Here is an 18,405-nt window from a genome sequence, read left to right as displayed (position 1 = left end):
CCTCTCAAATGACTTGGAATACGGGCTTCGCTAAGGGTTATCTGCATTACCACACCAGTTGTTTCAAGGTGAAACGGGCAGTTTGGGTGGTTTTTTGTATACCATTGCACACATTTTGTCGAAAGCTTGTGTCTGAGGTCTCAAGAAACCTTGATTGGCAGTTTATTCGGTTCCGACTTAAACCTTTCAGGCAATCATCCTCTATCGAGAGAAAACATGCTCAGATCAGTCGCTGCGACCGCGTTTGTTTCACTCTTTCTTGCTGCCCCGGCTCAGGCGCAGGATGACCCGGTGGTGGTCGAACTGTTCACCTCGCAGGGGTGCTCGTCCTGCCCGCCAGCAGACCGGATCATGCATGAATTGGCCAAGCGGGATGATGTAATCGGTCTGGCGTTGCATGTGGATTATTGGGACTACATTGGCTGGAAAGATGAATACGCCAATCCCGACCACACCGATCGTCAGCGCGCCTATGCACGTGAAGGCGGGAGGACGATGATCTACACGCCGCAGATGGTTGTGAATGGGCAGCAGGATGTGGTTGGGGCCAAGTCAATTGAACTGAACCGGCTAGTCGATGCACACCTGACTGCGCCGCCGGAGGCCGAGGTCAGTGCCACGCGTACCGCGAACGAAGTATCCATGAATGTCGTTCCGATCGAGTTACCAGACGACGAAACCTATGATGTTCGGATTGTGCAGTATTCGCCGATGCGTCGCACCTCGATCCGGCGTGGCGAATTGGCCGGACATGATCTGGATTATGCAAACGTGGTCGAGAATTGGCAGATTGCCGGTCGCTGGGATGGCCAAACACCGCAGAGTTTCACCGCAACATTGTCATCGGAATTGCCTGCCGTTGTTCTGATCCAGCGCAGTGGCCATGGTCCGATCGTGGCCGCAGCGCGGGTTAAGTGATCAGGGCATATCCTTTGGCTGGACCCCCAGTCCCCTCCAGGACTTCCAGCGCCGATGAATCCAGAACCATTGTCCCATGTGCTGACGCACCATCGCTTCCAGGTCGTCATTGGTGAACTGGGTCATGGTTTTGGCATCAGTATGCGGGACCGGGTCGTGCAGGACGATCTCAAAATCGATCCCGTTGGGTTGGCGCACTGCATAGCAGGGGATCAGCACAGCCTTGTATTTGATCGCAAGTTCCGCGTTCAGCACCGAGGTGACGGCGGGTTTGCCGAAAAAGGTCAGCTCCTCACCACCATGCGCATGCAGGTCGGATACAATGGCAATGATGCCTCCGCTTTTCAGTGAACGGACCATTTCGACCATACCTCGGCGGCCCTGTTCGAACATGGGCGACCCGGTCTGATAGAATGCCTCGACATACATGTCGTTGAAATATGGATTTGCCATGCGGCGATAGAGGCTGCCGATGGGTTTACCGCTACGCGCCTGCAGCGCGACCCGCGCGGCCAGATAGTGCCCGAAATGCGCAGTGATCATCATCACTGGACGCCCTTCCGCCACGGCGGCATCAAATGCTTCGACACCCGAGCCCGATACTTTGGCCTTGCTTTGTCGCTCGATGAAACCGTCGGCTGAAAAATGCTCCATGATCGCGCGCCCGGCATTGTCAGGCACGGCGCGGCAGATGCGTTTGACCTCGGCCTCGGGCAGGTCTGGGCAGGTGAGTTTCAGGTTGCGGCGCACGCGGGTTCGAAAGCCGACAATGGGGGCAAGCCAGCGCACAATCGCGCCCATCGCTCCGATGCGGCGCTCATATGGCAGCAGGCGCATGCCGCGGATTACGCCGGTCAGAAACAGGTTGGCGACGTAGTATTTTCCAAGCTCAAATCGGCTTAGTTCCGACTTTTCGACGGGCATGGGGAGAGACACCTGAGCGTTGTGAACTGCGCGACGAGACATACAGGCCCCATCGTGCGATCACAAGTGGTCGCGCCTTGCCGGACTATTCTGCATTCTCCTCAGCCTCGACCAGTGCGATCGCGCCCTCGTCCAAAAGCGCGCGGATGGCTGCAACGATCTGCGACATCGCTTCTTCACTGTCGGATTGTTTGACCTTGCCACGTTCGGCCATTTCTTCCCGTAAGTTGTCCGCCATGCGAGAGGACATGTTGGCTAGGAAGAACTCGACCGTGGCAAGGTCTTCGTCGCTATTGGCTCCGGCCAACGCCGTGATGAGAACGGGTTGATCCACACCGCGCAGAATCGCTGGAACATCGCGGGGTTGGATGCGCGAGGGCACATGCGAAAAGATGAAGATCGATTGCCGGACGGTATCCGCAAAATCGGCGTCTTCTTCGTCCAACGCAGTCAGCAAACCATTACGCGTCGCCGCGGCTGACTGGTTGAGGATCGCGCCCACACGCTCACCCGGCCCATCCCGAAAGGCGGGCTCGGGGCGTTGATCCAGCTGAGCGGCCAAGGACCATCCGATCCGCTCAACCGCCTCGGGCGTCACGTTGGCCGTTTTCGAGACTGCATAAGTTATCCGTCGCGCTGTGGGGCCGGGCAGGTGGCCCAACAACTGGGCAGCCTTGGCGGTTTCGAGTTTCGAAAGCATAACGGCGGCGACTTCTGTGCTTTCAGCTTTGGCCATTTCGGCCAGATCTTCTGAGGGTACTTCGCGCAAACGCTGCCATGGGTCACCGATCTGCCTCACGCCAGCTACCTTGCGCAGCCGGGCGGCGGTGGCTGGGGCGATCTTGCCGTTCACCGCGTCCAGAGCACCGGCTAGCCCATGGGGAAATGCAAGCCCTACGCCATCCAGCGCATCGGCAAATTCCTGTGCGACGGCGGCCAACGTTACCCGGTCAACCAACCCCATCTGTCCAAGTTGGTGGGTAAGTTGTTCCTGCAGTGAATCGGGAAGCTCTTCCAACGGGATATCCGCCCCCTCGTTCAGCAGCAGCCGAACCACAACCGCGGCTTTCTCTCGGTTGCTGAGGGCGCGCGGCACAACACGTGGCGCATCATCGTCTTGTTCAACGACCGGGGTTTGCGTGCCCGGCGTCATCTGCACCATTAGGTTCGTGTCCTGCATCTGCCTGCAATGCCTCATTCGCGTTGCAGGCAGAATATAGAGAGTCGGGTAAAGAAACCCTGAAACTCAGTAGCTATATGTCAGCCCTGTTCTGATCGCTTCGCGCAGCGATGTCTCAGCCCATGTGCCTTCGCCACCACGCGCCTTGATCTCGCGCCATTGTGCGATGGCCAACTCGGTCTTGCCCTGGGTAACAAATCCCTGACCCATGTAGCTGCGGGCGAGGATGTTGTCGGGGTTGGATTCAATTGCTTTCTGGTAAAATGCGTCAGCCAGTTTCAGCTCACCCATCTTGCGATAGGTGAACCCCCAATAGGTCTGCACCCGATCATCATCTTGATCCATGATACGCAGAATGCCCTGAGCATTTTCGTACTGCCCGTTGTAAGCCAACTCGCGCACGGCATCATACAGTTGGTCTTCGGTGAAATTTGTCTTGTTGGGTTTGACGCAGCGCCCGGCTGCCTCGTCATAAACGCGGCCAAACAGGCATTTCTTGGTGGTGTTGGTGGGCTTGGGCGGGCTGCTGTCCCCACCACCCGCAGCAATGGCCATGGGCGCGAAGGTAAAGGCCTGAAGAGCGATGGCCGAGGCTAGTACAAGACGCATTTTCCTACTCCGTTGTCAAAGAGACTTGTTACAATCATAGCTTGATCTTCAAAAAAGCTAACGATTGACTGATCGCTTTTATTCACAAGCAGGAAATAAAAATGTCAGCTATTGACGATTTTCATGCAGCTTTGGCTTTCGCTGTCCCAAATTGTGCCTTCAGCACAGGATTGGGTTTGCTTGGTGTTACCGTTACAGGCAAATCCGGCGGTGCCCGCACAGATAAGAGCAATTGCGCATAGAGCAGTTCGTAGCATCGAGTTTTCCTTTCGCGGAAACTGTGCCAACAGATTAACCGATTTTTGCCAATCTGGCAAAGACACAAGGCCCGGCTGCATTGAGCAAGCCGGGCCAAGTTTTTAGCACTGTTTGAGTTTGAATTATTCGCCGAATACGCGGGCGAAAATCGTATCTACATGTTTGGTATGGTAGCCGAGATCGAATTTCTCTTCGATTTCTTTCGGGCTCAGCGCGGCGGTGACATCGGCGTCGGCCAACAGTTCCTCTTTGAAGTCGGTGCGATGCTCCCAGACTTTCAGCGCGTTGCGCTGAACCATGGCATAGGCATCCTCGCGGCTTACACCGGCTTGGGTCAACGCCAACAGCACTCGTTGGCTCATGACAAGACCAGGGAACTTGTTCATGTTCTCGATCATGTTCTCGGGGAAGATCAGCATCTTGTCGATTACACCGGTCAATCGCGCGAGTGCAAAGTCCAGCGTGATAGTGGCATCCGGCCCGATCATGCGTTCGACCGAGGAATGCGAGATATCGCGCTCGTGCCACAGCGCCACGTTCTCCATCGCCGGGATCACGGCAGCACGCACCATGCGCGCAAGACCGGTCAGGTTCTCGGTCAGCACCGGGTTCTTCTTGTGCGGCATCGCGGATGAGCCTTTCTGCCCCATCGAGAAGAACTCGGCCCCCTCCAGCACTTCGGTACGCTGCATGTGGCGGATTTCGATAGCGATGTTTTCGATGCTGCTGGCGATAACACCCAGTGTGGCGAAGAATGCTGCGTGACGGTCGCGGGGAATGACCTGTGTGCTGATCGGTTCAGGCACCAGACCCAGCTTGTCGCAGACATGCTCTTCAACCTGCGGGTCGATATTCGCAAACGTCCCGACCGCGCCGCTGATCGCTCCGGTGGCGATTTCCGCGCGGGCATCGCGCATCCGGGACAAGTTGCGGTCCATCTCGGCATAGAAGCGGGCAAAGGTCAGGCCCATCGTGGTGGGTTCGGCATGGATACCGTGGCTGCGACCGATGCGAACGGTGTCTTTGTGCTCGATCGCGCGGCGTTTCAGGGCAGCCAACAGACCTTCGAGGTCTGCAATCAGCAGGTCGGCGGCGCGGGTCAGTTGCACATTGAAGCAAGTGTCCAGCACGTCCGAGGAGGTCATGCCCTGATGCACGAAGCGGGCTTCCTCGCTACCCACATGTTCGGCCAGATGGGTCAGGAAGGCGATGACGTCGTGTTTGGTGACGGCTTCGATCTCGTCGATACGGGCGACATCAAACTCCACATCCTTGGCTTTCCACACGGCCTCGGCGTTTTCACGCGGGATCACGCCTAGATCGGCCATGGCGTCGCAGGCGTGCGCCTCGATCTCGTACCAAATGCGGAACTTGCTCTCGGGTGACCAGATGGCGACCATGTCGGGGCGTGAATAGCGGGGAATCATTGGCGGCAGCACCTTTTTATGATTGGGATGAGGCGTTGGCGCGGGGTTTAGCCGCGCATTGACCAAGGAACAAGGCGCGAGTGCTGGGATGAGACGGTTTGCCCTGATTTTATTGCTTTGGCCCGGATTTGTGGCCGCCGACGAGTTTCAGCAACTGACGAGTGATGAGATTCTGATGGCGCTTGCTGGCAAGAAGCTCGACTATGGCGAGGGGATCACCCAGACCTTCGATAGCAATATGCAAACGCAGTACTTTTCAGGCCGCCCAAGTTCGGGACGATGGGCCGTTCGTGATGATCGCTATTGCTCGGTCTGGCCGCCTTCGGATTTCTGGGCTTGTTATGATGTTGAGCAAAGCGGTGAAACCATCCGGTTTGTGGATGATTCAGGTAATACAACTGACGGAATCTATTTGAAGTGAGCCTGCCCAGAAATATTTATGATTTCCAGGGGGTTTGGGACCTGAGCCGCCTCATCCGGGACGAGCGTGCAGGCCAGATCATTCAGGCCGAGGGTAAGGCAGAGCTACGGCAAGATACCCAAGGGTTGGTCTATGATGAGACGGTCACGCTGCGTGTTCCGGGGCAGCCTGCAATGACGGGAACGCGTCGATACCTTTGGCGCGACGCCGGTGATCGGATCGCCATTCACTTTGATGATGATCGGTTTTTTCACGCACTTAAACTTGGCCAAACCCGCGTCAAGGATCATCACGATTGCCCGCCGGACAGCTATGATGCAGACTATGATTTCTCGGGATGGCCGCGCTGGACAGTCCGCTGGACTGTATCAGGACCGCGAAAATCCTATGAAATGGAGACCAAATACGCGCTGCGATAGCGTAATCATCTTGCAGCAACGGCCCGGAACGGGCATTGCTGCATGTGCAAATAAGTCCGAATGTGGAGAAATGAGATGAACGCAAACGTACTGGCCAATGCTTTTGGCCCGCGTGAGGGGACGGCGCTGCGCGTCAAGCAGGTGGCTCTGGTTGCCCTGGGTATCGTTGCTCTGGCTGTTGCAGCCAAAATCAAAGTGCCGATGTGGCCGGTTCCGATCACCATGGGCACATTCGCCGTTCTGACCATCGGCACCGCCTATGGCGCGCGCCTTGGCCTGATCACGATGCTGGGTTACCTGCTGGTTGGTGCTCTGGGCTTTGACGTGTTTGCGGGTTCCTCGGCCGAAAAATTCGGCCTGACCTACATGATGGGTGGCACCGGTGGCTATCTGGTCGGTTACCTGATGGCGACCATTCTGCTGGGCGCACTAGCCGCGCGCGGCTGGGATCGTTCGGTCGGCAAGCTGGCGCTGGCGCTGGTGCTGGCCAATGTCCTGATCTATGTGCCGGGCCTGCTGTGGCTGGGTCAGCTGTATGGCTGGGACAAGCCGATCCTGGAATGGGGTCTGACACCGTTCCTGCTGGGTGACGCAATCAAGCTGGCGCTGGCCGCTCTGCTGATCCCTGGCCTGTGGAAGCTGCTGGGCGACGCACGCACCTGATAGCGCGCTCTTGCGCAAGACACACCCGCGTTCGGAGCTTTCCGGACGCGGGTTTTTTATTGTCTGCAGAACAGGATACTGGACAAAGTCAAACTGCATGGGCAACCTGACATCAGAAAACTGATCAGGTTATTGAGATATGCGTATTTTGTTAAGCTTGGCGCTTGCTGCAAGTGCCGTGACTTGGTTGGCTGTAACGCCTGTGCAAGCTGACACACCGGTGACCTACACCGATGAAGGGCGCGCCCTGTTCCGCTTTGAGGTTCCCGACTTTTGGGCATTGCGTACCGGTGGCCCGCGTGAAATCGAGGATACCAATCTGGGCGATGCCCGTGCGGTTTCGCGCGTCATGGGGATCAGACCGGTGACCGACGATAATGTCTGGATGGGCTTCGTCTCACCATCACGGGTTTCCAGCATTCAGGGCGGGCTGAGCTATCTTGAGGATATCGACAAATTCCTCGTCAAAGACCCGACCGTGACCAGCACCAGCAATACAAGGATTGGTGGGCGGCCAGCCCACGTTATTCGAGGCACCGGCAATCGGGATGGGCGAGGCGTAAACTTTACCGCCACTGTGATCGACCTGCCGCGAGACCGTGTTGCGATTGGGGTTGCGATCCTGCGTGACGGGGCCGACCCGTCTTATGTTGATGCCTTGAACGCCGTTTTCGCGTCGTTCCGGTCTTTGCAGTAAGGAGGCTCGGATGACTCGCAAACTGTTAAAACGGTCTGTTCTGGCGCTGGGGTTGGGTACTGCAACGTTTACATTGTCCGCCTGCGATGGCGTGTCCGTCGGGGTAGGGTATGGCGTTGGGTATGACCCGTTCTACGACTCGATGCTGTGGAATGATTACTACCACGACCGTAACGTGAATGTAGATGTTGACATAAACCGCCCAGACCGGCCCGACCGCCCCGATCGACCGGTTCGTCCAAACCCTCCACCGCGGCCAAAGCCACCGATCGCCAAACCGCCGTCGCGTCCGCATCCCCCGGTGGCGCGTCCTCCGACGGCACGGCCACCAATTCACCGACCCTCACCGAGGCGCCGCTAGAAAAAGGGGGCAAAAGCCCCCTTCAATCATTATCATAAGCTGACAAAGGTGGTTTTCAGTCCAGCAGCTCAGTCGTGATATGGGCCGAGCCTTCAAGGGTTCGGTGCACGGGGCATTTATCTGCGATCTCCAATAGCTTAGCACGTTGCGCGGCATCCAGCGGCCCTTGTAGCCGTATCTTGCGGCGGAACTGATCGACCTTGCCATCGCTGGCCAGTCCGGCGTCCTGCGCGTGTACCTTGTCGTGGCAGACATCGACGGTGATACCCGTCAGAGGCCATTTCTTGCGCCGCGCATACATGCGAATGGTCATCGAGGTACAGGCGCCCAATCCCGAGGACACAAATCCATAAGGGGACATGCCTCGGTCCGTTCCTCCGTACGAAGCGGGCTCGTCAGCGACCGCATGGTGGCGCGGGCCGGACTGGATGTCTTGCAGGAACCCTGCCGGGTCTGCCTCGGTCACGCGAACAACACCTTCCGGGGCACCGGGTGGTGGGGCGGGCGGGCACAGTTTGACGTATCTCGACACCCAAGCCGCAATGACATCCGCCGCGTAATCCGCATCAGCGGCGCGCGTGATCAGATGGTCGGCATCGTCCAGCGTGACAAAACTTTTTGGATGCTTCGCAGCCAGAAAGATGGTGCTGGCGTTGTCAATGCTGACCGTGTCATCGCGCGGTGCGTGCAGGATCAGAAGCGCTGCTTTCAAATCTGAAACGGCAGGGTTAAGCGCGGCCTCTGAAATGTCATCGACAAAAGCTTTGCCAATGCGGAACGGGCGACCGCCAAGCGAAACCTCTGCGCTGCCTTGCGCCTGAATCTCGGGCAGGGCGGCCTCGAAATGGTGTGATACGTGGCCCGGGTCAGCAGGCGCACCCAATGTGACGACCGCCTTGACCGACGGTATGCCAGCGCGTGCGCGCAGTACCGCAGCGCCGCCAAGTGAATGGCCAATAAGCAGGGCGGGGGCCATGTTGCGGCCGGACAGGAAGTGCGCTGCAGCGATCAGATCTTCGACATTTGAGGTGAATGTGGTATTCGCAAACTCTCCATCCGAGTGGCCAAGGCCTGTAAAATCAAACCTGAGCACGGCGATGCCCATCGCCGCCAAACGCGCCGAAATGCGCCGTGCGGCAGGTATGTCCTTAGAGCAGGTAAAGCAATGCGCAAACAAAGCCGTTGCCAGTACCGGCCCGTCCGGCAGATCAAGGCGCGCGGCCAATTGGCTGCCGTCGTGACCGGCGAAAGTAATGCGTTCGGTGGGCATGATGAATCCTTGGTGGTCCGGGTTTCGACAATACTGTGTGCTGTGTGCGGTTCTCTCAACCCCTGTGTCAGTGGCGTAACAGGAAGGTGAGGGGGTGGGACCACGTAGCCCTTGGCGCGTCGCATCAATGCATTGTTGGGGTTGGTATTTGAACAATCAAAAAATGTGATGATAATTCGGATAAACATTCATTTTACTTATTTATACTTGGACCCCAACTTGCAATCATCCTTCTTATCCAAAGCAGAGGTCAAAATGGCACATACAACATCTGCACCGCTAAGCCCGACACTCCACGCCGGAGTTCTGTTGGCAATTCTCGTGACTGGCGCAATTGGTTTTGCACTGGGACAAAGCTGGCCGCTGACCAATACGTCTGAGGACACGCCAACTCTCACCGCGCCTGAAGATTGGCACGGTAATGTCAGACGGTCCCACTGGTCGAACTAGGCCATAGCGCTTAGCCAGACCCCATCAACTGTGCGTCGAACGGATACTTCGTGAGGTTTTCATAGCCGTCTTCGGTGATCAGTACCTGATCTTCCAGCTTGATCGAGAAATCGCCGCCAACCTCGCCAACTGCCGCTTCGACGCACAACACCATTCCGGGTTCAAGTGGATAATCATAGGATCCCTCGACCGCCTTGTCGGGATAGGCCACCAAGGGCCATTCATCGCACAATCCAACTCCATGCATCAGGCAGCCGTATTTCTGTGCCTGAAACTTGTCATCCAGCCGATGGGCATTCGCGGTTAGTTCCGGGATCATGACGCCTGGTTTCAGCATTTCCATGTTGGTCATGATGTGCTCATGCGCGTGCTGCATGGCATAAATCATATCCGCACGTGGCTTTTGATCGCCGATCCACCAGGTTCGTGAGATGTCGACGCAAATGCCGTAAGACCCGATCAGGTCGGTATCGAACGCGATGATTTCATTTTGCCGCGTGATGCGCGGGCCGCATTCCTGAAACCAGGGATTGGTGCGCTGGCCCGAGGCAAGCAAGCGGGTCTCGATCCATTCACCACCGCGCCGGATGTTTTCAGCATGTAGCACTGCCCAAATGTCATCCTCGGATGTCTTCCCGTCTCCGACATTGACACGTGCGAAGCGCTCCATTTCGGCCACAGCGGTCTCGCAGGCGTGGCTGGCGCAGCGCATGGCGAGGATTTCGTCTGGGCCTTTGATAGCACGGGTTTTCTCGGTAAGCTCTTCGCCCTCCATCACCTCGAACCCCTGAGCCTCAAGCGCGCGCAGGCCGTGCAGCATGATCTTGTCGACACCCAGCCGCATGTTGCCGCCGCCGTGTTCTTCGATCAGGGCGCGCACCTCGTTTGAAAACACATCTGCGGCAACGTCAATCTTGTCGCCCCGGTCGAAATAGAACAGATCGGCGCCCGAGCGCTGCTCGCGCACCAGCGGGTTGAATTTCGACAAGAACGGAGAGTTCTTGTAGTCCCAGATCACCATATATCCGTCAGCGCAAACTAGAACGGCCCGGAACGGGTTATGGGTATTCCAGAGCTGCATGTTGGTGCTGTCAGTCGCATAGCGGATATTCAGGGGGTCAAACAGCAGGATCCCGCCCCAATCGCGCTGCACGATGGCCTGAGTGAGGCGTTTCCAGCGGTATTTACGCATCTGTTCTAGATTGGGCAGGCTAAGCCCGGCAGCGGCCCATTCGTCGAAGGCAAGCTGTGTCGGTCCGATCTCGATCCTTTCATTGTCGTTCGGTGTCCCGTCCCCGAGGGTGGCGCCCCGGGTCGGGTCAATCTTACGGGTGTCACGATATGGTGTGTTCACGGTTGGACCTTTCTGCTTGCCTGCCCAACCTGCAAATCCAGATGCGCTGCGTCTTCTAGGTTTGCGACCGTCTTCTGGTCGCTTTTTGACCGACAGCACCAGAGCAGGGTGCTATGCCTCGACTATGACCGTGATATTACAGCAAGCCATTCCCTATGATCCACTCGCCCAAAACCCGCTGCCTGGCATTAAGCCTGCGGACCCCAGGGCCTGGTTGCATCGCGACGATGCGTTTTCTGCCCAGATGCAACGACGCGCCGCGCTGTTGGCGCAGCAAAAACCGGACGTCTTGGCGCAAAGCCCCGAGGCGTTGGCACCCGCGCAGGAGTTGCTGGAACTGGTCATTCAGCAAGTTTATCCGAATGTCTCCGATAACGTTGTGCGGCCCGACGGTGTACGGGTTGAGGTTGACCGGGAACGCCCGTTGGAAACGCTATGCCATTTGGTGCAAGAGGATTTCTGCATTCTGCAGAAACACGATGACGAGCATGTTTTGACTGGCGCGATCCTGTGCTTTCCCGCAAGCTGGATGCTGTCAGAAAAGTTCATGCGCCCTTTGATTGGGATCCATGAACCGGTTGATGCCTACGACGCCAATATTGCCCGCAGAGTTCAACGTTTGTTTGACGGCATTCAGCCCAACCGGCCACTTTGGCGGTTCAATGCGCTTTGGTACAATGATGCCGAATTGTTCCAACCGCGTAGTCTCATGCAGCGACGCACGCCGCAGGACGAAAATTCGGCCCGATATCTGCGTAGTGAACGTCAGACTCTCTTGCGTTTACCTGAGACAAACGCAGTGGTGTTCGCGATCCACACTTATGTAATGGCCGCTGATCAGGTCCTTAAAATGGAAAACCCCGCCTGACGGCGGGGCCTCCAAGGAGGGTCTTGGGTAATTTGATTACATGCCAATCGCGCTGGCGACCTCGGCAAAAGCATTCGTAGCGTTCAGGCCAAAAATCGCTGTGGTAAAAGCCAGAACCTGAGTGTTGAGGCGGAAATCCTCACCCCGGATCAGATTGACTGCTGCCAGGGATATGGCAATCGGTGTCGATATGCTTGCCACAGCACCAGTCATGCCCCAGCTGGTCAGTCGCAGAATATCGCTTGGGCGTTCCGTTTCGTCCTCGGACTGGTGAATGTTGCCGGCGGGCAGGGGAGCATCAGCCTCGGTCCGGAAGGCGATACTGAGCAGTTGGTCGTCACTTAGCTTGATCGGACGCGGCTTGGCGTGTTTGGTCTGTGCATCTTCCGCATCAGGATCAGGCAGATCGAGCCCCGCAAATGGGCCGCTGACTGCTTCGAATATCTGCTTTCGGTTCCGGGCGTTGCGCGGCGCAATTGAATCAAAGGCACTCATGAATTGTTCGATGGTCAGAACGGTTTTGGGCGACAACCATTCGACACGACGGGTCGTGCAGATGTCGACCATTCGGTACAGGATCACCACAAGCATCAACTCGGATATTTCACTGTCATCGAGCAGTTTTGACACCGGACAAATCGAGATCGTCAGCCGGTTTCCCGGCAGGGTTACCGCAGCACGCGGCATAGTTTTGAGACCAGCGGTTCGATCCATCCGCTCATGGTGGTTGTGATCTACTTGGGTTGGTTCCGAGTCCAATGTCAGACGCACGAGATATTGGCTGCTGACGATACTGGCCTCTGATGCGCTAAGAAGCGTCTTGCGCTCGACCAGATGGCCATAGTCACCCAGCGTCGTCGAGACGACCTCGCACAGACGCTCAAGCGCGCCATCTGCCGACCCGTCAAACTGGAGGCCACCGTGGTAACTATGCTTTGCAGTCACAGCATGTTCCTTTGCTGTCATAATCTTCACAACAAATTAACAGGCGAAATGGCGCAAATTTTGACCAAAATGGAAAAAAGTCGAAATATTCCAAGATTGATTACGCTTTGGAAACCAAGAAAATCGGGGTTTCCTTAAATCTATGTGGCAACAATGTGGCCGAATTCAGGTGCTCTGACGTCAAGCCTATGACCGCCCTAGTTGTCGATTCGCGCCGCCATGATTGCAATGGATTGCTGGTAGACCGAGGCCGCATTCCATTGCTGTATGACCGCAAAATTCGGCTCTCCGGGTTGATAGCCGCGACCGGGCTTCCACCCTTTCTTACGTAGAAAATTCGCGGTCGAGGCGAGCGCGTCGGTCATGTTATAAAAATCGACCCGACCGTCACCGGTGGCGTCCACACCATAGGTCAGGGCGTTGCCGGGCAGGAACTGTGTATGCCCCAGCTCGCCATGTTTTGCCCCTTTTGTCGCCATCGTAAGGGTACCTTGGTCAACCAGTTTTAAGGCGCCGATAGCGTGCGGGATGAAGAATTCGGATCGGCGACAATCATAGGCTAATGTCGTGATTGCGGAAACAACCTGACTATCTCCCATGAAACCTCCAAAGCCGGTTTCCATGCCGTGAATGGCAATTAGCACACCCGCCGGTACGCCATATTGACGCTCGAGCGCGGCGTAAAACTGCGGATTGCGAGCTTTGCGCTTGCGCCCTTGCGCAACGATGGTGTTTGCCCCGCGCACCTGCATGAATTTGTCTAATGAGTATTTAAAGCTCTTCTGATTGCGATCCGCGGCAATCGTACGTGTTGCATATTGCGTTTGTGCGAGCGCTTGCAGACCCTTCTTTTTCACACCCGCCCGTTTGGCGGTTTTGGCAAAGTCGGCTTTCCAGGCCTCAAACCCGCTGCTGGTATTCCCACAAGGGGCGGACAGTGCCACTGAGGGCAGAAGGAACGCGAGTGCAGCGTAAAGGCGAAGACGAGGCATAGAGGAAATCCGAGTGCAAAAAAAACCATGCTCAGCCTAAGCCGAGTTCGACCTACCGCAAAGTGGTTTAATAGAGATCAAGCTCGTCTGTGCCTTTCAGGGATTCGAACCATTCATCCGGGGTTTTGTCGATCTTGGCATGTTTGACCATCATCGCGTTCATATTTGGCAGACTGGATGAGTCCGGCCATTCATCGGGTTGCCACAGGTTTGATCGAATGATGCATTTGGGACAGTGCGCAAAGACGGTTTCGACATGGATCAACAGGGCCAGCTTGGGCACGCGTCCACCAACGGCCATGTTTGAAAGAAGTTCGGGATCTGCGCTAATTCTCGCGGATCCCCGCAGGCGCAGAGTTTCCAATTTTCCGGGGACAAAGAATATCACGCTGACGCGCTGATCTTTCAGCACATTATGAAACGTATCCACGCGCTTGTTCCCAGGCCGGTCCGGGATCGCAATCATCGAGTTCGAGAGCACCTGCACAAACCCCGCAGGATCGCCACGAGGCGAAATATCGAGATGCCCATCGGGATTGGCCGAAGCGATCAGGCAGAACGAGGACATGCCAATGAAGTCTCGACACATCTCATCAAGTGCAGGCAATTCCTTTGCAATGATCTGCGGCAAGGGTTGCCCGCAAATGCGTTCCAGATCTTTTTCCGAGGTTACAAGTCCTGAATACTCAGAAAAGGGTTTGTCGCTTGCGGGCATGTGCTCTCTCCGCCTGATGTTGAGCTTAAATTTTGAAAGATCATCATCGATCCGTCAAATCTCGCGGAGATACAGAAAAAGGGGCGCCCGATGGGCGCCCCCTGAGAATTTTCGTCGAAAATTCTTAATCAGCAGCTGTAGTACATGCCGTACTCAACCGGGTGAGGTGTGTGCTCGTAGGTTTCTACCTCTTCCATCTTCAGCGCGATGTAGCCGTCGATCTGGTCTTTGGTGAACACATCGCCTTGCAGCAGGAAGTCGTGATCAGATGCCAGCGCTTCCAGAGCTTCGCGCAGCGAGCCGCATACGGTCGGGATGTCGGCCAGTTCTTCGGCAGGAAGATCGTACAGGTTCTTGTCCATGGCTTCGCCCGGATCGATCTTGTTCTTGATGCCGTCCAGACCGGCCATCAGCAGCGCGGCGAACGCCAGATAGGGGTTTGCGGCCGGATCGGGGAAGCGGGCCTCGACGCGCTTGGCTTTCGGGCTTTCGGTCCACGGAATACGCACGCAGCCTGAACGGTTGCGGGCCGAATAGGCGCGCAAGACGGGGGCTTCGAAACCTGGGATCAGACGCTTGTAGCTGTTGGTCGCCGGGTTGGTGAAGGCGTTCAGCGTTTTGGCGTGCTTCAGGATGCCGCCGATGAAGTACAGCGCCTCATCAGACAGGTCGGCGTATTTGTCGCCCGCGAACAGCGGCTTGCCGTCTTTCCAGATCGACATGTTCACGTGCATGCCGGTGCCGTTGTCACCTGCGATTGGCTTCGGCATAAAGGTCGCCGATTTGCCATAGGCATGTGCAACGTTGTGGATCACGTACTTGTATTTCTGAAGCTCGTCGGCCTGCTTGGTCAGGCTGTCGAAGATCAGGCCCAGTTCGTGCTGACACGATGCAACCTCATGGTGGTGCTTGTCGACCTTCATGCCCAGACGCTTCATGGTCGACAGCATTTCCGAGCGCAGGTCCTGCGCTTCGTCAACGGGGTTTACGGGGAAGTAACCACCTTTGACGCCCGGACGATGGCCCATGTTGCCCATCTCGTATTCGGTGTCGGTGTTCCACGATGCATCAGTCGCATCAACTTCGTAGGATACCTTGTTGATACTGTTCGAGAAACGAACGTCATCAAAGAGGAAAAATTCGGCCTCAGGACCCATGTAGGCCACATCACCAATACCGGAAGCCTTCAGGTACGCTTCGGCTTTCTGAGCGGTGCCTCGCGGGTCACGTTCATAGGCTTCACCAGTGTCAGGCTCCACAACCGAGCAGTGCAGGCAGATGGTCTTTTCCGCATAGAACGGATCGACATAGGCGCTGTCGGTGTCGGGCATCAGTTTCATGTCGGAAGCTTCAATCGACTTCCAGCCCGCGATGGACGAACCGTCGAACATAAAGCCCTCTTCCAGGAAGTCCTCATCGACCTGATCGGACATGATGGTGACGTGCTGAAGTTTGCCACGCGGGTCGGTAAAGCGGATGTCGACGTATTCGGCGTCTTCATCACGGATCAGCTGAAGAACTGCGTCCTTGCTCATACTATTTGTTCCTCTGATTTGAAGATTGCTGTGTTACAGGGCTTCCGAACCGGTTTCGCCGGTGCGGATACGAATGGCTTGTTCGATAGGTGAGACAAAGATTTTTCCGTCCCCGATCTTGTCGGTCTTAGCGGCGCTAACGATGGCTTCGATCGCTGCGTCAACCTGATCATCATCCAGCACGACCTCGACCTTTACCTTGGGTAGAAAGTCGACAACATATTCTGCGCCGCGATAAAGTTCGGTGTGACCTTTCTGGCGACCAAAGCCTTTTACCTCGACCACGCTGAGGCCCTGGACTCCCACGTCTTGCAGCGCCTCTTTCACTTCGTCCAGTTTGAACGGCTTGATGATCGCTTCGATCTTTTTCATTCCGGCTCACCTTGTATGGTTGTCTTGATGGCAATGATCACGTCTAAGATCGGGCAGCAATGGAACTGCGAATTTGGTCGCCTTGTGGTGCTGCGAAATCGTGCAACGGGTTAAATTTTGATCGATATGCACAAAATGTAATCAGAATTGAATCGCGTGAGGGCGCAATATGGCAGAGTTGCTGACAGCGGCACAGATGCGGGCGATCGAAAAGTCCGCGATTGAGTCCGGTGACGTGAGCGGACTGGAGCTGATGGAGCGGGCGGGGCGCGGTGTTCTTCAAGCCGTATTTGAAGAATGGCCAGAGCTGCAGCGGGGGCCAGCCCCCGCACCCTCGAGGTATTTGGGGCCAGATGAAGAGGATCCGCTGCGTGCGGTAATTCTTTGCGGGCCAGGAAATAACGGGGGGGATGGATTTGTTGTTGCACGCTTGCTGCGGGAGCGCGGCTGGGAGGTGGCGGCATTTCTTCTTGGTGATCCGGCGAAGCTGCCACCAGATGCGCGTGTGAATCATGACAGGTGGGGCGAATTGGGGGAGGTTCACCCATTTTCCGAAGTGTTTGCCGCGCATCAAGGGGCTGACCTTTATGTCGATGCGTTATTCGGGACGGGCTTACAGCGACCGCTTGAGGGTGATGTTCTAAAATGGGCAGAAATGCCTGCCTCGGATCCAGCCATCGCCGAAAAGACAGTATCCGTTGATATGCCATCTGGCCTGTGTTCCGATAGTGGGCGTGAGCTGGCCCCAGGGACCGCGACGGTTCAGGCCAGGCTCACGGTATCGTTTCATACTGCAAAGCTGGGGCATTATCTGGGGCTGGGGCCGGTCAGAAGTGGCCGATTGGTCGTCAAGGACATTGGTTTGGAGGAGGGAGTTCAGGGTGCGGTCAAACTGGTGACCACCCCGGATGCTGATTTTTCGAAGGCAACTGCCTTACACAAATATGCGCATGGGCATGCCTTGATTATTAGCGGAGGTGCGGGGGCAACCGGCGCAGCAAGGCTGGCGGCACGTGGTGCATTACGCATCGGGGCCGGATTGGTGACGCTGGGTGTTCCACCCTCGGCTCAGATGGAGGTTGCCAGTCACATCACTGCGCTGATGCTGCAGCGGGTCCAGAGCGGCGATGATCTGTTGGAAGTCCTGATGGATGCGCGGTTGAATGCACTATGCCTCGGTCCTGGTTTGGGGCTGGCGCGTGCGCAGGAGCTGGTTCCTGTGGCGCTGGCCTCGGGGCGTCCCGCGTTGCTGGACGCGGATGCTTTGACGGCTTTTGCTGATGCGCCAGAGGTGCTGTTGGACATGCTCCATGACAGATGTGTTCTGACACCGCACGGGGGCGAGTTTGCGCGATTGTTCCCGGAGATCTCCGAAAAGCTTTCGATCAAGCCGGGCAGAGGGCCGGCTTATTCCAAAGTGGATGCCGTGCGTGAGGCGGCCAAGCAGGCTGGCTGTGTGGTACTATACAAGGGCCCTGACACGGTGATTGCTGCACCGGATGGGCAATGTGCGATCAATGCGGCGCTGTTTGACCGGGCGGCGCCCTGGCTGGCGACAGCAGGGTCGGGCGATGTGCTTGCCGGGTTCATAACGGGACTACTGGCGCGGAGCTTCAACCCGATGGCTGCAGCCAAGACCGCAGCTTGGTTACATGTGGAATGCGCCAGGCAATTTGGGCCGGGGTTGATTGCTGAAGATCTGCCGGAACAAGTGCCAGCGGTATTCGCGCGGCTCGAAATCAATGGGTCATAGGCAAATATTGGCCGATCGCGGGTCAAAGCGGCAATGTTTCGCCTTATGATTTACCTGTGCGCATAACGGGTGTTTGCAAGCTGCAACACGCAGCGCAAGAATTGTCTTGCAGGTTAGCTGGGTGCTGCTTTCGAACTAGGTCAAAATATTGATTATAAAACGCTTTCCCTGAAGTTCCCCGCCTCCGCCTGTGGCAGAAATGCAATGCCGGGCTAATAAGCTTTAGCAATCATTGGAACCGTTAATCCAGGTGCGCATATCGGCAATATCAAAA

General features: G+C 56.5%; 20 protein-coding genes. 9 read left to right on the top strand and 11 right to left on the bottom strand.

Annotation, left to right across the window (positions count from 1 at the left end; genetic code table 11):
- The first annotated feature begins 216 nt into the window (after positions 1-216).
- On the top strand, positions 217-918 hold the full coding sequence (locus tag ACR0I1_RS04585) for a DUF1223 domain-containing protein (RefSeq protein WP_170663707.1): 702 nt from the start codon (positions 217-219) through the stop codon (positions 916-918).
- Here ACR0I1_RS04585 and ACR0I1_RS04580 read toward each other — a convergent pair whose 3' ends face one another.
- From ACR0I1_RS04580 to purB, 4 genes are all read right to left on the bottom strand, one after another.
- Positions 919-1,842 (bottom strand): lysophospholipid acyltransferase family protein, encoded by a 924-nt coding sequence (locus ACR0I1_RS04580; RefSeq protein WP_170396406.1) that lies wholly within the window; start codon positions 1,840-1,842, stop codon positions 919-921.
- An 85-nt stretch (positions 1,843-1,927) separates the two neighbouring features.
- Positions 1,928-3,004, bottom strand: coding sequence for a FliG C-terminal domain-containing protein (locus ACR0I1_RS04575; RefSeq protein WP_170396958.1), 1,077 nt, complete (start codon positions 3,002-3,004; stop codon positions 1,928-1,930).
- A gap of 84 nt (positions 3,005-3,088) precedes the next feature.
- Positions 3,089-3,631, bottom strand: a complete 543-nt coding sequence (locus tag ACR0I1_RS04570; RefSeq protein ID WP_170396408.1) for a tetratricopeptide repeat protein — start codon at positions 3,629-3,631, stop codon at positions 3,089-3,091.
- A 380-nt stretch (positions 3,632-4,011) separates the two neighbouring features.
- Complete coding sequence (gene purB, locus ACR0I1_RS04565; RefSeq protein ID WP_170396410.1) at positions 4,012-5,316, bottom strand: adenylosuccinate lyase; 1,305 nt, start codon at positions 5,314-5,316, stop codon at positions 4,012-4,014.
- An 88-nt stretch (positions 5,317-5,404) separates the two neighbouring features.
- Here purB and ACR0I1_RS04560 point away from each other — a divergent pair, with 88 nt between their 5' ends.
- The 5 genes from ACR0I1_RS04560 to ACR0I1_RS04540 all read left to right on the top strand — a co-directional run bounded on the left by ACR0I1_RS04560 (position 5,405) and on the right by ACR0I1_RS04540 (position 7,877).
- The gene (locus ACR0I1_RS04560; RefSeq protein WP_480705171.1) at positions 5,405-5,737 is read left to right on the top strand and encodes a hypothetical protein; all 333 of its coding nucleotides are present in this window, start codon (positions 5,405-5,407) and stop codon (positions 5,735-5,737) included.
- Positions 5,734-6,156 carry a DUF6314 family protein gene (locus ACR0I1_RS04555; protein ID WP_170422260.1) on the top strand — a complete coding sequence of 141 codons (423 nt, stop codon included), beginning with the start codon at positions 5,734-5,736 and terminating at the stop codon, positions 6,154-6,156. Before ACR0I1_RS04560 ends, ACR0I1_RS04555 begins: the two co-directional genes overlap by 4 nt.
- Positions 6,157-6,231: 75 nt before the next feature.
- Positions 6,232-6,819 carry a biotin transporter BioY gene (locus ACR0I1_RS04550; protein ID WP_010442062.1) on the top strand — a complete coding sequence of 196 codons (588 nt, stop codon included), beginning with the start codon at positions 6,232-6,234 and terminating at the stop codon, positions 6,817-6,819.
- A gap of 139 nt (positions 6,820-6,958) precedes the next feature.
- Positions 6,959-7,516, top strand: a complete 558-nt coding sequence (locus ACR0I1_RS04545; protein WP_170512898.1) for a hypothetical protein — start codon at positions 6,959-6,961, stop codon at positions 7,514-7,516.
- Between the two features lie 10 nt (positions 7,517-7,526).
- A complete protein-coding gene (locus tag ACR0I1_RS04540) occupies positions 7,527-7,877 on the top strand; it encodes a hypothetical protein (protein ID WP_170403183.1) in 351 nt (116 codons plus the stop codon).
- 55 nt (positions 7,878-7,932) lie between these two features.
- Here the strand turns inward: ACR0I1_RS04540 and ACR0I1_RS04535 are convergent, their stop codons facing one another.
- Positions 7,933-9,147: a bifunctional alpha/beta hydrolase/OsmC family protein gene (locus tag ACR0I1_RS04535; protein WP_480705169.1), complete on the bottom strand. Its 1,215-nt coding sequence runs from the start codon at positions 9,145-9,147 to the stop codon at positions 7,933-7,935.
- Between the two features lie 255 nt (positions 9,148-9,402).
- Here ACR0I1_RS04535 and ACR0I1_RS04530 point away from each other — a divergent pair, with 255 nt between their 5' ends.
- On the top strand, positions 9,403-9,597 hold the full coding sequence (locus tag ACR0I1_RS04530) for a hypothetical protein (RefSeq protein WP_170396424.1): 195 nt from the start codon (positions 9,403-9,405) through the stop codon (positions 9,595-9,597).
- Positions 9,598-9,607: 10 nt separating this feature from the next.
- Here the strand turns inward: ACR0I1_RS04530 and dddP are convergent, their stop codons facing one another.
- On the bottom strand, positions 9,608-10,951 hold the full coding sequence (gene dddP, locus ACR0I1_RS04525; protein ID WP_480705167.1) for a dimethylsulfonioproprionate lyase DddP: 1,344 nt from the start codon (positions 10,949-10,951) through the stop codon (positions 9,608-9,610).
- 124 nt (positions 10,952-11,075) lie between these two features.
- Here dddP and ACR0I1_RS04520 point away from each other — a divergent pair, with 124 nt between their 5' ends.
- Complete coding sequence (locus ACR0I1_RS04520; RefSeq protein ID WP_480705165.1) at positions 11,076-11,819, top strand: heme-dependent oxidative N-demethylase family protein; 744 nt, start codon at positions 11,076-11,078, stop codon at positions 11,817-11,819.
- Positions 11,820-11,855: 36 nt separating this feature from the next.
- On the opposite strand, the gene ACR0I1_RS04515 is transcribed toward ACR0I1_RS04520, so the two are convergent.
- The 5 genes from ACR0I1_RS04515 to ACR0I1_RS04495 form a co-directional block, all read right to left on the bottom strand.
- Positions 11,856-12,785: a hypothetical protein gene (locus ACR0I1_RS04515; RefSeq protein WP_480705163.1), complete on the bottom strand. Its 930-nt coding sequence runs from the start codon at positions 12,783-12,785 to the stop codon at positions 11,856-11,858.
- 176 nt (positions 12,786-12,961) lie between these two features.
- Positions 12,962-13,756: a lytic murein transglycosylase gene (locus tag ACR0I1_RS04510; RefSeq protein WP_170396432.1), complete on the bottom strand. Its 795-nt coding sequence runs from the start codon at positions 13,754-13,756 to the stop codon at positions 12,962-12,964.
- Positions 13,757-13,823: 67 nt separating this feature from the next.
- A complete protein-coding gene (locus ACR0I1_RS04505; RefSeq protein ID WP_170565886.1) occupies positions 13,824-14,471 on the bottom strand; it encodes an MSMEG_1061 family FMN-dependent PPOX-type flavoprotein in 648 nt (215 codons plus the stop codon).
- 128 nt (positions 14,472-14,599) lie between these two features.
- Complete coding sequence (gene glnA, locus ACR0I1_RS04500; RefSeq protein WP_170396436.1) at positions 14,600-16,006, bottom strand: type I glutamate--ammonia ligase; 1,407 nt, start codon at positions 16,004-16,006, stop codon at positions 14,600-14,602.
- Between the two features lie 33 nt (positions 16,007-16,039).
- On the bottom strand, positions 16,040-16,378 hold the full coding sequence (locus ACR0I1_RS04495) for a P-II family nitrogen regulator (protein WP_170396438.1): 339 nt from the start codon (positions 16,376-16,378) through the stop codon (positions 16,040-16,042).
- A 169-nt stretch (positions 16,379-16,547) separates the two neighbouring features.
- On the opposite strand from ACR0I1_RS04495, the gene ACR0I1_RS04490 reads away from it, so the two are divergent.
- Entirely contained in the window at positions 16,548-18,131 is a 1,584-nt protein-coding gene (locus ACR0I1_RS04490) for an NAD(P)H-hydrate dehydratase (RefSeq protein ID WP_480705161.1), read from the top strand.
- Positions 18,132-18,405 lie beyond the last annotated feature (274 nt).

Source organism: Ruegeria sp. B11 (genome assembly GCF_056539785.1).
Note: the sequence above shows the minus strand (reverse complement) of the source record. Positions and strands in the feature narration are given on the sequence as shown.